A 14,024-nucleotide genomic window follows, 5' to 3' on the forward strand; every position below is an offset into this window, starting at 1 on the left:
CAATTTGTTGCGGTTTGCAAAATAATATTCTGTATTTTTATCGGACAATAGTGTATTGAAATGATAAAAAGGTTTTATTTTGTTTTTCTTTGTGCGCTTATAGCCGCGTTTGCAAATGCGCAAACAGACAGCCTTCGAACTGCACCTGCTCAGGACAGCGTCAGGGTGAAGAAAGACACATTGCTCGGAAGTATAAAAATAATTATCAAAGGATGCCGCACTACCGGCGGAAAAGCACTGGTTGCCCTTTACAATAAGTCAAATGGGTTTATGAAAAAAGAACCGCTGCGCAACGCTTCGGAAATAATAAAATCGAATCAGCTTACTGTCCAATTCGACAGCCTTGGCAAAGGGAATTATGCAGTTGCAATTATTCACGATGAAAACGGCAATGGCATTCTTGATAAAAATGATATGGGAATCCCTGTGGAAGGGTATGGGTTTTCGAACGATGCCCGTGGCACCTTCGGCCCGCCGGAGTTTAAAGATGCGAAATTCTGGTTCGCCGGTCAGAATAAAACAATGGTTATTAATATGGTTTACACGAATGCCGGGAAAACAAAATGAAATTTAATCGTAACACTTTTTTATAAAATAGTGTTACAAAATCTAATCATAAAAACACTCATAATGAAAAAAGTCCTCTTGGTTTCAGCTTTCATAATATTTTGCGGTGGCGTATTTGCGCAAACACCTGCATCGCCCGGAACGAAAGATAATCCGGTTATTCCTGCACCAGTTTCAATCCCCGATTCAACCATCAATATTGACAATCCGCATCCTGCAGGTACCGGCGATTTGAGGGTGTTTGTGAAAGGAATCCGAAGCGACAATGGCAACTTACGTATAGCACTCTACAATACGAAAGGAACGTATATGGGCGATACACCGTTCCGTACGGCCATTATACCCGTTGATGCCAGCGAAGAAATTGCAACGTTTAAAGATATTCCTTATGGCAGCTACGCTGTAGCAATTATCCATGACGAAAATTCCAATGGCGAATTAGATAAAAATACACTCGGCGTTCCCAAAGAAGGATATGGCTTTTCTAACGATGCCATGGGGCAGTACGGACCGCCGGAATGGATGCAGTCAAGTTTTACCTTTCAGGATAAAGAATCCCTGAAACTGATAACCCTTGATTATGGCGTACCCAAACGATAATTTGTCTTTCGCTGAGCTTCGGTCTCTGAGCTTGTCGAAGCGTCGAAACAACAAAATGTCCGGCAGCGTAACACTTTTTTATAAAAAAGTGTTACGAAAAAATGGAGCAACGCCTGCTGCCAAAACCGAATTTTTGAAACTTGGATTAACGCACTAATTAAAATATAGTAACGATGAACGAAGGAACAACAGTCTGGATGGATTTTAATATCATGGAACGCTTCATGGTAGACGTTTTAGTAAAAGCAGGAGTGCCTGTAAACGATGCGAAAATAGTTGCGGAAGTATTGATTGCTGCCGATAAACGCGGCATTGATTCGCATGGATTCAATCGCCTGAAACCAATTTACTACGACCGTATAAAAGATGGCATTCTGAATCCCGTCACGAACGTAGAAATTGTTCGCGAAGGACCAACAACGGCTGTTCTTGACGGCCATAACGGCATGGGCCACGTGATTTCCAAAATGGCAATGCAAATGGCTATTGACAAAGCGAAAAAATTGGGAATGGGCATGGTGGCCGTACGCAACAGCACGCATTACGGCATTGCCGGCTATTATGCGCTGATGGCGGCAAATCAGGATATGATAGGGGTTACTGGCACCAACGCACGACCGTCCATTGCACCTACATTTGGAGTGGAAAATATGTTAGGCACTAACCCGCTTACCTTTGCAATGCCAACCGACGAAGAGTTTCCCTTCTTTCTCGACTGTGCAACATCAGTTAGTCAGCGCGGAAAAATTGAGTTGTATGCCCGCGAAGGAAAAGCCGTTCCCAAAGGATGGGTGATTGATGAAAATGGTGAATCAAAAACCGATGCAACTGAAATATTAAAAGATTTGGTTGCCGAAAAAGCTGCACTGGCACCTTTGGGCGGTATTGGTGAAGAAACCGCCGGTTACAAAGGTTATGGGTATGCAACCGTTGTTGAAATACTCTCGGCAGCCTTGCAGGGCGGCAGTTACATGAAAATGTTATTGGGTATTGAAAATGGTAAAAAAGTTCCCTATCCATTGGGGCATTTCTTCATCGCCATTGATATCAATGCTTTTATTGAGCCTGCAGAATTCAAAAAAACAACAGGCGATATCCTTCGTGAGTTGCGTGATTCGCGCAAAATGCCCGGACAGCAACGCATCTATACGGCAGGAGAAAAAGAATATCTGACATGGCTCGAACGCGAGCATAAAGGTGTTCCGCTCAATGACGCATTGCAAAAAGAAATCAAACAGCTGGTGCAGGAATGCAATATCACAGGTTACGATTTCCCGTTTTAAATAAACACGGCTCTCGTCTCAACTTTATAAACTTTTTAACTTTACGAACTCTTTAGAGAACCTGTTTGGTTAGGAGCGACTGTATCAAGCGCTTTCAACCGCTGCAGCAGGGTAGGATGGGAGTAGTGAAAGAAAACGTAGGCAGGATGCGGATTCAGATTACTCAAATTATTCACGGAAAGTTTTTTGAGCGCTGATTTCAATGCTTCCGCATCGTAATGTGTTCCCGCGTAACGGTCGGCTGCATATTCATGTTTGCGCGAAATATAGTTTGTTGCCAGCGAGAGAAGCATCGAAAAAGGGCTGTACAGCAAGGCGAATCCCAGTGCACCCATATGGAAACTCGCGGCTTTTCCGCCAAGTGCCATCGAAATCTCAGGCAACGAAAGAAACAGCCCGAGAAGGTATAACATCAAGCCGGTTTCGGCCACCGAAATCAGAAGACCGTTAAGTGTATGCTTCTTTTTGTAATGACCAATCTCATGTGCCAGCACAGCCACGAGTTCTGGAACCGTATGGTCGTTAATCAGCGTGTCATATAATACAATTCTTTTGCGCGGACCAAGCCCTGCAAAATAAGCATTGGCTTTGCGCGAACGTTTTGAACCATCAATGACATAAATATTTGCCAATTTAAAACCTACGTTCATGCTGAAATCTTCAATAGCCGTGCGCAGTTCGCCTTCGGGAAGCGGCGTCTGTTTGTTGAACAGCGGCACTATCAGCGATGAGTAGAACATGTTCATAAATATCATGAAAGCGGTAACCACTGCCCAGGCAATCAGCCAGAACCAGTTTTCACTCAGGGTATATATCCATATTACCAAAGCGCCGATTCCTCCGCCAATCAACAATCCAAGCAACCAACCTTTAATTTTATCCATTAAAAAAGTAAAGCCGCTGGTACGGTTAAACCCAAAATTCTGTTCAATTACAAAAACATGATACAGTGAAAACGGAAGCGAAAGTAAATCTGAGGCAAAGGCGAGAATACCAAAAAAGACCAGAGCGCTTACAATAACATTTGCAGAAATTAAAACGGTCCATGAGTCAACTACGGCAAACCCACCCAGAAAAAGCATCAACAGCATTATTAAAAACGAAAAACCGCCGCTTATCTGCCCGAATTTGTTGTTGACCTTCAGGTAGCGCTGCGATTTTTCGTACTTTTCTGCATCATAAATTCCTGCAAGCTCCGCAGGTAACGACTTGCTCCAACGTTTTGAATTCAGATAATCCAAAAATCTATCGAGCAGATAGTTAAAGCAAATTATAATTGTGATGATGATGAAAATAGATTCAGGAGATATCATGTTCCGGCTCAGTCTTTATCCTTGCCGGCTTTTTTGGCTTCGGTAATTTTAATCTCCATTTCTTCTTTCTTCTCGTTGTAGTCGATGCCAATTACATCGCCGGGGTTCAGTTTACTTTTGATAATCTCTTCGGCCAATACATCTTCGATATATTTCTGGATGGCCCTTTTGAGCGGACGTGCTCCGAAGTTCGGATCCCAGCCTTTATCTACAATCAGGTCTTTGGCCTTGGTGGTTACTTTAAGTTTGAATCCCATAGATTTTACGCGCTCTTCGAGGTACGACAGCTCTATGTCAATGATACGATGTATATCTTCACGTTTGATATCGTCAAACACCACAACATCATCAATACGGTTCAAAAACTCGGGCGCAAATGCTTTTTTAAGCGCATTTTCAATAACACTGCGCTGGTAGCCCGATTTATTCGATTCTTTGGAAGTTGTATTAAATCCAACGCCCGAACCAAATTCTTTGAGCTGTCTCGAACCAATATTGGATGTCATTATAATGATGGTATTCTTGAAATCGACTTTTCTGCCGAAGCTATCGGTAAGCTGTCCGTCGTCCAATACCTGAAGCAATAAATGGAATACATCGGGATGCGCTTTTTCAATTTCGTCGAGAAGCACTACCGAATAAGGTTTGCGTCTTACTTTTTCCGTCAGTTGTCCGCCTTCTTCATAACCCACGTATCCCGGAGGCGCTCCGATTAGTCTCGATATCGCAAATTTCTCCATGTACTCGCTCATATCAACGCGTATCATAGCTTCGTCCGAATCAAATAAATATTTTGAAAGGACTTTCGCCAGATAGGTTTTACCAACTCCGGTTGGACCGAGGAAAATAAAAGTACCAATGGGTTTGTTCGGATCTTTCAGTCCGGCGCGGTTCCGACGAATCGCTTTCACCACTTTCTTTATAGGGTCGTCCTGCCCGATAACCAATTTTCTCAGTTCGTCTTCCATGCCTATCAGGCGTGTGCTTTCGTTCTGAGCGATGCGCTGTGTGGGAACACCGGTCATCATGGCAACCACTTCCGCTACATTATCTTCGGTTACGGTTTCCAGATTAAGCTGCGATTCACTCAGCCATTTGCGTTTGGCCCGTTCCAGCTCATCAAGCAGCTTGCGCTCTTTATCGCGGAATTCGGCAGCTTCTTCGTATTTCTGACTTTCAATAGCCTTACGTTTGTTCTGCTTTGATTCCTCTATTTCTGCTTCAACCTTAATAATTTCTTCCGGAACGTGAATATTGGTGATATGTACGCGGGCACCGGCTTCGTCCATGGCATCTATAGCCTTATCGGGAAGACAGCGGTCGCTTACATAACGCATGGTCAGCGTAACACACGCTTTGATGGCTTCATCCGAATATTTCACCAGATGATGTTTCTCGTATTTTTCTTTAATCTTATAAAGTATCTCTGTTGTTTCTTCCGGAGAAGTTGCCTCAACCAGTACTTTCTGGAATCGGCGTTCCAGGGCGCCGTCTTTCTCAATATACTGCCTGTATTCGTCCAGCGTTGTTGCACCTATGCATTGAATATCTCCGCGTGCAAGGGCAGGCTTGAACATGTTGGACGCGTCGAGCGAACCCGATGCACCGCCTGCACCAACGATAGTGTGAATCTCGTCAATAAAAATAATGATGTCCTGATTCTTCTCCAGCTCGTTCAGAACGGCTTTCATGCGTTCTTCAAACTGTCCGCGGTATTTTGTTCCCGCCACCAATGACGCCAGATCGAGTGTTACCACGCGTTTGTCAAACAAGGCTCTGGAAACTTTACGCTGTACAATGCGCAGTGCCAGCCCTTCGGCAATGGCAGTTTTTCCAACGCCGGCTTCGCCTATGAGCACAGGATTGTTCTTTTTACGTCTGCTTAATATCTGTGCAATACGCTCAAGTTCCTTTTCGCGGCCCACTACAGGGTCGAGACGGTCTTCTTCGGCAAGTTTTGTAAGGTCGCGACCGAAATTGTCGAGCACCGGTGTTTTGGACTTGCTGTCAGTTACTTTTTTTGTTTCACCACCAAAAACACCTTCGTCGGGGTCATCACCACCGGGTGTACCGGGAATTTCATCTTTGGGGTCGAACTTTGTTTCGCCACTGGTCGAAATCAGATTCTTCAATTCTTCACGGATTTCCTCATACCGGATACCCATCTTACCAAGGGTTTTCGCCACAATATTCTCCTTTTCCTTTAAAATAGACAGCAGCAGATGCTCTGTCCCTATCATATCATTTTTAAAAACTTTTGCTTCCAGATACGTGATTTTAAGCACCCGTTCAGCCTGCTTTATCAAAGGTATATTTTCCACGTTCCTTTCTTTGGAAGTGGTTGATTTTACAGCCTTTTCAATGGATTTACGAAGCTCGGCCAAATCAACCTGAAGCAGCAAAAGCAGCTTCACGGCCATGCCTTCTCCTTCCCGTAGTATTCCAAGAAACAGGTGTTCAACACCTATGTAGTCATTGCCAAGTCTGATGGCCTCTTCACGGCTGAATGTTAGTACGTCTTTGACGCGTTGTGAGAATTTTGCTTCCATAATAGGGTAGAATGCTTATGCAAAGATACGGCAATTGCCTTCAGGTTCAAAATTATAAAATATCATCTTCCTGTACCTTTACGGCAGCGATAATTATCAACAGATTTCTGTTAGTAAGAAAATATGCCGAAAACTCCTTTTTTATTGTCTGAAAAAGTTTACTTTTGTACCCTTATCAAAAATATTTAATCACTTATCTTTGTTTGACTTAGTACTATTATGGCAGAAGGCAACAGAATTATTCAGGTAAACATTGAAGACCAGATGAAAACGGCCTACATTGATTACTCAATGTCGGTTATTGTTTCGCGCGCGCTACCTGATATCAGGGATGGACTCAAACCTGTACATCGCAGGGTTCTTTACGGTATGTATGATCTTGGTATTATGGCAAATAAGCCATATAAAAAATCTGCCAGGATAGTAGGGGAAGTGCTCGGTAAATATCACCCGCACGGCGATACCTCCGTTTATGACGCCATGGTACGTATGGCTCAGGAATGGTCGCTGCGCTATCCTCTGGTTGAAGGTCAGGGGAACTTTGGCTCCATCGACGGCGACAGCCCGGCTGCCATGCGATATACTGAAGCACGTTTTCAGAAGATTGCTGAAGAAATGCTGAACGATATTGATAAGAATACCGTAAAATTTCAGCTCAACTTTGATGATACACTCGAAGAACCTACCGTTCTTCCTGCCAAGATTCCGAATCTCCTTATTAACGGAGCTTCCGGTATTGCCGTTGGTATGGCCACCAATATGGCCCCCCATAACCTTTCGGAAGTGTGCGACGGCATTGTTGCCTATATCGACAATAACGACATCACCATTCCTGAACTGATGAAGTTCATCAAAGCGCCCGATTTTCCCACCGGCGGAACCATTTATGGCTATGAAGGTGTTAAAGAAGCATATGAAACCGGACGCGGTCGTATCGTTGTTCGCGGCGATGTAAACATTGAAGAAGAAAATGGTCGCGATCACCTTATCGTGTCTTCTATACCTTATCAGGTAAACAAAGCCGAGATGATCAAAAAAACCGCCGATCTGGTGGTCGATAAAAAAATTGAAGGCATTACCGATATCCGCGACGAATCCGATAAGAATGGAATCCGTATCGTATATGAACTTCGTAAAGATGCCATTTCAAACGTTGTTGTAAATAAACTGTACCAGCTTACTCAATTGCAGTCATCATTCAGCGTAAACAACATTGCACTGGTAAAAGGAAGGCCGCAAATGCTCAACCTCAAAATGCTGATTTCGCATTTTGTAGCTCACAGGCATGAAGTAATTACACTGCGCACTCAGTACGATCTGGAACAGGCTCAGAAAAGAGCACATATTCTTGAAGGATTGCTCATTGCACTTGACCATATCGATGAAGTGATTGCAATCATCCGTGCTGCTAAAACAGTTGATGAAGCTCGTACAGGACTCATGGAGAAATTTGCGTTGTCTGATATTCAGGCACGCGCCATTGTTGACATGCGTCTGCGCAGTCTCGTTGGTCTAGAACGCGAAAACCTCCAGAAAGAGTATAACGAACTGATGAAGCTTATTGAAGAGCTGCAAGGCATTTTATCTGATGAAGGAAAGCGCATGGAGATCATCAAAGCCGAAACGCTGGAAATGAAGGAAAAATACGGCGACGAACCCCGCACAGAGATTGTCTATGCCGCATCCGACTTCAAAATTGAAGATACCATAGCCGACGAAGAAGTGGTTATTACCATTTCACACATGGGATATATCAAACGTACACCGCTTGCCGAGTACAAAAGGCAGAACAGAGGTGGCCGCGGTTCCAAAGGCAGCGATATCCGCGATAACGACTTCCTGGAATACCTGTTTGTCGCCACCATGCACAATTATATGCTCTTCTTCACCGAGAAAGGCAAGTGCTTCTGGATGCGCGTTTTTGAAGTTCCCGAAGGAACCAAGGCATCGAAAGGCCGTGCGATACAAAACCTGATTAACCTGCCTCCCGATGATAAAGTAAAGGCATTCATCAATATAAAGAACCTTACGGATAAGGAGTACATAAAAGATAATTACATTATATTATGTACCAAGAAAGGCGTTATCAAAAAAACAACCCTCGAAGCCTATTCCAGACCACGCGTAAATGGTATCAATGCCATAACCGTCCGCGACGGAGATGAACTGCTGCAGGCACGTCTTACCAATGGAACCAATGAAGTGCTGATGGCATTGCGCTCAGGCAGGGCCATCCGTTTCAATGAATCCAAAGTGCGCCCCATGGGCCGCAACGCTTCCGGTGTAAGAGGAATTTCCCTTGCCAACGATAAAGATGAAGTAATCGGTATGATTTGCCTTGAAAGCAGCGAATACAACATTCTGGTTGTTTCCGAAAATGGTTATGGAAAGCGCTCTGAACTTGACGATTACCGAGTAACAAACCGTGGCGGAAAAGGGGTGAAGACCATCAATATCACTCCTAAAACCGGTGACCTGATTTCCATTCAGAATGTTCTGGAAACCCACGATTTAATGATTATCAACAAATCCGGTATTATCATCCGTATGGCTGTTTCCGATCTTAGAATTGTAGGTCGCGCAACGCAAGGGGTAAGGCTCATCAAACTGAACGACGATGATGCCATTGCCGCTATAGCCAAAGTTGATGTTAAAGAAGATGAGATAGAAATCGATGAAAACGCCGAAAATGCCGAGTTAATTGATGGTGTTGAAGGCGAAGAAACACATATTCCGGCTATTGATCCCGATATCGCAAATGAACCGGAAAGTGAAAAGGATGAATAATTTTTTTACTGTTGTGCCGTTTGGCAGATAAGTTGCTAATAGGAAAAATATATATTTGCATCAGATAAAAAATACAATCTTATAAACCACATTACAATGAGAAAAAGTGTTTTAACAATGGCTGCTATCCTGTGCGTATCAGGATTGTTCGCCCAACAGGCAAAGGTGGTAAGCGCATTTAATTACCTCAGAAACGGCCAGCTCGACAAAGCAAAACTCAACATTGATGAAGCAAGTAAAAATGATGCCACCAAAGGTTTGGCCAAAACATGGTTCTACCGCGGCAACATTTACCTGAACATTCATCTGACTACCAACAATAAATATAAAGGTCTCGATACCAATGCTCTGCAGGTTGCTTATGATTCATATCAAGCCGCTATTGCCATAGACCCGAATATTAGTAATGAAAATCTGGCACCTACATCGCCCATGCTGGGCCTGTTTGTAATTGGGGAACAGTATTACAACAAAGGGGTAGAGCTGTATAACGTGAAAAACTATACGGAAGCCATGACAAACTTTGAAATGACCAAGAAAATAAACACTATTTTCCAGATCAAAGATACTACCGCTACCTTCAATATTGCATTGTGCGCCCTCAACCTTAAGGATAATAAAAAGGCAAAAAGCTGCTTCGAAGAACTGATGAAGAATAACTACAAGCAGAGTATTGTATATACTTCTTTATCAGGAATATATAAAAACGAAGGAGATACGGTAAAAGCACTTGGTGTAATAGAAAAAGGACGTAAAATATTTCCTCAGGATTTGAATCTTATTATAGCTCAAATCAATATTTATCTGGCCCAGGGTAAGACAAAAGAAGCAAACGATTTGCTTGCTGTAGCGGTGAACAAAGATCCGAATAACCCGGCTTTGCACTTTGCAATTGGAGCCAATATGGACGAAGTAGGCAATTTCGCTGAAGCAGAAAAGTCTTACAAGAAAGCCATCGAACTGAAACCTGACTATTTTGATGCCTATTATAATCTGGGTGCGTTATATGTTAACAGTGCAGCATCTAAAATGGAAGAAGCAAATAAGCTGCCGTTAGGTGATGCAAAATACGATGAATTGAAAGCTGTAGCCGATAAATTGCTCACAGATGCAATTCCGGTGCTGGAAACTGCCGAAAGACTTCAGCCGACAGACAAGAACACATTGTTGACCCTGAAACAACTTTATGCACGCAAAAGCGATGCTGAGAATTTGAAAAGGGTTGAGGAGAAATTGAGCAAACTGAAATAGGAATAAATCGTTTGTTTTAATTCTGAGATTGAATTCAGGTATAAGAACTGAACGATAGAATCAATAGAAAAGGGAGAGTGGCCATAAACCATTCTCCTTCTTTTAGAAAAATGCTATTTAACATAATATAAATTATAGGACATATAAATATCCTTAAAACACACTATATCAATAGCATTTAGTCATTCGTTGATCCACCAACGGGTCGCTGCTAACCGGGCAATTTCTTTTAGCTTCTCGCTTTTACCCTTAAGCTTTAGCCTATCTTTCAACATACGACTTGTTTCATTTTTTTAACTCACGACTCTCGACTCTCGACTTTTTTGATTTTTTCGACTCTCGACTCTCGGCTCACGACTTACGACTATTTTTCGTATTTTTGACCAAACCTAAAACCACTACCCATGAAGAAGTTTTATAAGATTTTAAAATGGATTGCCTACATACTGGGCGGCATTTTTATTATAACTATGTTCTTCCCTTCTACGGCTCGCGTTGAACGCTCCATTGCCATCAAAGCTCCTGCTTCTGTTGTTTTCGACCAGGTTGGTGTGTTGAAGAACTGGCCGGCATGGTCACCCTGGCATAAGATTGACACTGCCATGAAACTGACTTACGAGGGTCCCGCATCAGGTGTTGGAGCAAAATACAGCTGGGAAAGTAAAAACGATAAGGTGGGCAGCGGCAGCATGACCACGACTACCTACACAAAAAACGACATCATTATATTTGAAATGACCGGTATGGGCGGCGAATCAACTACTACTTTTAAATTCGGAATAACCGATACAGCCGTGAACGTTACCTGGAATATTGAAACCAAGCTCGGCTATAACCCTATCAGTCGAATCATAGGACTATTCTTTGATAAAATGGTTGGGCCAGATTTTGAAAATGGCCTTAATAATCTAAAAGTTGTTTGCGAAAAAATGCCCAAAAATGCCATCGATGTATTGCAGACAAGCGTTCAGGAACAAGCTTATCTTTCTATACGCGAAACAGTTACTCCTGAAAATATCTCGGAACGCATGGGCGCCATTTATGGTGAGATAATGGCCTATATGAGCACCTGCGGTCTGAAGGCTGAAGGCTCACCGTTCGCAATATACCACACCTTCAGCGAAAAATCGTTTGACATGGAAGCAGGAATTCCCGTGAACAAAACCGGAAAATCCAAAGGGCGGATTATTGCAGGCACTATCAAGAAAGGCAATGCCGTAATGGCGAAATATTACGGAAAGTATCAGGGCACCGGTTTGGGCCATGCCAAGATTGATGAATTCATAAAAGCCAATAAACTGACGGTAATCGGCGCTCCTTGGGAAGTTTATGTTACCGATCCCGGAATTGAGAAAGATACCGCTAAGTGGCTCACCGAAATCTACTATCCGGTGAAATAATAAATGCGAATCACTCACTGAAAATTGATTTTTTCTTTCAGCCCCACCCTTAAAAAGTGGGGCTTTTTCTATTCACTTTCCTGAAAACAATCAAGTCATTTCACCTGAATCAAACGCGCTATTAGGCTTTTGGAACAGCCTGTGGTTCGGATGTATTTTTGACACGTTATAGATATTAAATTTTAGTGAGAAAATAATTGCATGATTTTAAATTCGAATTAGAGATAATTTACCTGAAAAACTGATTATTGTATGAATAAAAAACTACCCAAACTGCTCCTTCTTGTTTTGTGTTTTCTGGCGATTAATGCAAGTAGTCAGACGGTTAAAACGGTTGGTGGCGCAGGCGCAAACTACTCAACACTCAAGCAGGCTTTTGATGCAATAAATGCCGGTACCGTGAGCGGGACAATCACCCTGAAAATAACCGGCTCAACCACAGAAACAGCCTCTGCAATTTTAAATGCTACCGGCAGTGGAAGTGCAAGCTATAATTCAATTTTAATATTTCCGGCCGGTTCAGGATACATTATTGGAGGAAGTGTTGCGAACCCCTTAATCAGTTTGGTGGGCTCAACGAATGTGACTATTGATGGTCGGGTAAACCAGAGTGGCAGCACTAACCTTACGATACGAAATACAAATACGATTAGTACAGTTGCTTCAACCCTGTCATTTTCAAAATCCGCTACCGGAAATACAATAAGATACTGCAGCATCAACGGTTCATGCATCGGTTCCGGCAGTGCTATGATTTTATTCAGCACATCAACTGTGGGCAACGGTAATGACAATAACATAATTGAATATTGCTCTATAACGAATTCCGGTGGAAACCGACCGGTCAATACAGTTATGTTCTCAGGAAGTACAGGCCGTGAGAACAGCGGGAATATCATCAGAAACAATAATTTTTACGACTTTTTAAATCCTGCCACCGGCTCATACGGAATCCTCTTTTCATCAAATTCCCTCGACAATACTGTTACGGGAAACAGCTTTTATGAAACGACCGTTTTTGCACCTCAGGGTGCCAATACCTATAATCCTATCAGGGCATCTTTGCAAGGCATGCAGACTATTAGTGAAAATTATATAGGTGGAAGCGCTCCGCAGTGTGCAGGCAATCCCTGGATTATTAACGCCAATACTGCAAGTTATTTCTGTGCAGTCTTTGTGTCAGGCGGTGCTACAACTCCCGCAATTGTTCAGGGCAATATTATCAGAAATATTAATTGTACGAGCGTTGAGGATAATCCATGGGACGGTATATTCATAAACGCCGGTAATGTTGATGTAACAGGCAATATTATCGGGGATTCCACGGGAACAGGTTCAATCGTTGTAACCACACCTCTTCCCTCGGCTACTGCTACAATTAGTGGAGGTGCCGTTACCGCAGTTACCATGCTTGGCGGCGGTACAGGTTACACCACTCCTCCTGCCGTTACTTTTTCAGTTTCGGGAAGTACTACGTCGGCAACAGCTACTGCCATAATTGATGGAACGGGCAAGGTTACGGGTATTACCGTCAACAGTGGCGGAGCGGGTTATACGGGCATTCCAAACGTTGTGTTCGACGGACAGACAAACGGTTATTCAACATCTCACGGTATTCTGAATGCCAGCAGCGGAATTGTTAATGTCTTGAATAACACCGTTGGTTCTGTTACAACAGTCAGTTCAGCTTACTATTCACACGGTTTTGAGTCGGTTTATGTAAGAGGCGTTACCGGAACGATAAACATCAACAATAATTTAATTGGCAGCCGCAGTACCGCAAACAGCATTCAGACAAGTTCATCGGCATCCATTTCTCAACAGAAGCAGGATGTTTATGGTATCTACAGTTCAGGGCTGGGAACCACAACCATTTCAGGCAATACTGTTTCAAATTTGTACAATGGTTATACTGGAACAAACTCAGGAGCGCGCGCGCGCGGGATTTCAACCATTTCCGGATCTAATATTATAACAAACAATATTGTAAAGAATATTTCTTCAGCCAGTTCACAAACCTCCACCAGAAGTTCTGCAACAGTTATTGGCATTTCACAGACTTCGAATACGGCAGGGGCAAATCAAACTGTTAATGGTAACACTGTGTGTAATTTACGAAGCACGAATACGACTGCGCGCGTAGATGTTTATGGCATTTACTATTCAGGACCGGTGAACGGGACTAACTCTGTTTCCGGAAATCATATAAATGGGATAACAGTGGATATTCCGCACATAGTAGTCCACTCATTCCGCGGCAAACTGGTCCACCAA

General features: G+C 43.0%; 9 protein-coding genes. 7 read left to right on the forward strand and 2 right to left on the reverse strand.

The features are described from left to right. The first annotated feature begins 60 nt into the window (after nucleotides 1-60). The 3 genes from WCM76_15840 (at nucleotide 61) to WCM76_15850 (ending at nucleotide 2,450) form a co-directional block, all read left to right on the forward strand. Nucleotides 61-567: a DUF2141 domain-containing protein gene (locus tag WCM76_15840; protein ID MEI6767104.1), complete on the forward strand. Its 507-nt coding sequence runs from the start codon at nucleotides 61-63 to the stop codon at nucleotides 565-567. Between the two features lie 63 nt (nucleotides 568-630). Beyond that, nucleotides 631-1,167, forward strand: a complete 537-nt coding sequence (locus tag WCM76_15845) for a DUF2141 domain-containing protein (GenBank protein ID MEI6767105.1) — start codon at nucleotides 631-633, stop codon at nucleotides 1,165-1,167. 173 nt (nucleotides 1,168-1,340) lie between these two features. Next, on the forward strand, nucleotides 1,341-2,450 hold the full coding sequence (locus WCM76_15850) for an Ldh family oxidoreductase (GenBank protein MEI6767106.1): 1,110 nt from the start codon (nucleotides 1,341-1,343) through the stop codon (nucleotides 2,448-2,450). Nucleotides 2,451-2,491: 41 nt separating this feature from the next. Here the strand turns inward: WCM76_15850 and WCM76_15855 are convergent, their stop codons facing one another. Together WCM76_15855 and WCM76_15860 are read right to left on the reverse strand one after the other, a co-directional pair. After that, nucleotides 2,492-3,763, reverse strand: a complete 1,272-nt coding sequence (locus tag WCM76_15855) for a M48 family metallopeptidase (protein ID MEI6767107.1) — start codon at nucleotides 3,761-3,763, stop codon at nucleotides 2,492-2,494. Nucleotides 3,764-3,771: 8 nt separating this feature from the next. Then, complete coding sequence (locus WCM76_15860) at nucleotides 3,772-6,312, reverse strand: ATP-dependent Clp protease ATP-binding subunit (protein ID MEI6767108.1); 2,541 nt, start codon at nucleotides 6,310-6,312, stop codon at nucleotides 3,772-3,774. A gap of 219 nt (nucleotides 6,313-6,531) precedes the next feature. On the opposite strand from WCM76_15860, the gene gyrA reads away from it, so the two are divergent. The 4 genes from gyrA to WCM76_15880 form a co-directional block, all read left to right on the forward strand. Beyond that, nucleotides 6,532-9,099: a DNA gyrase subunit A gene (gene gyrA, locus WCM76_15865; protein ID MEI6767109.1), complete on the forward strand. Its 2,568-nt coding sequence runs from the start codon at nucleotides 6,532-6,534 to the stop codon at nucleotides 9,097-9,099. Between the two features lie 96 nt (nucleotides 9,100-9,195). Next, complete coding sequence (locus WCM76_15870) at nucleotides 9,196-10,350, forward strand: tetratricopeptide repeat protein (protein MEI6767110.1); 1,155 nt, start codon at nucleotides 9,196-9,198, stop codon at nucleotides 10,348-10,350. Between the two features lie 404 nt (nucleotides 10,351-10,754). Then, nucleotides 10,755-11,750: an SRPBCC family protein gene (locus WCM76_15875; protein MEI6767111.1), complete on the forward strand. Its 996-nt coding sequence runs from the start codon at nucleotides 10,755-10,757 to the stop codon at nucleotides 11,748-11,750. Nucleotides 11,751-12,002: 252 nt separating this feature from the next. Next, nucleotides 12,003-14,024 (forward strand): hypothetical protein (locus WCM76_15880; GenBank protein MEI6767112.1); only part of this gene is annotated, 2,022 nt, incomplete at its 3' end.

The sequence above is a fragment of the Bacteroidota bacterium genome (assembly GCA_037133915.1).
Classification (GTDB): Bacteria; Bacteroidota; Bacteroidia; order Bacteroidales; family CAIWKO01; genus JBAXND01.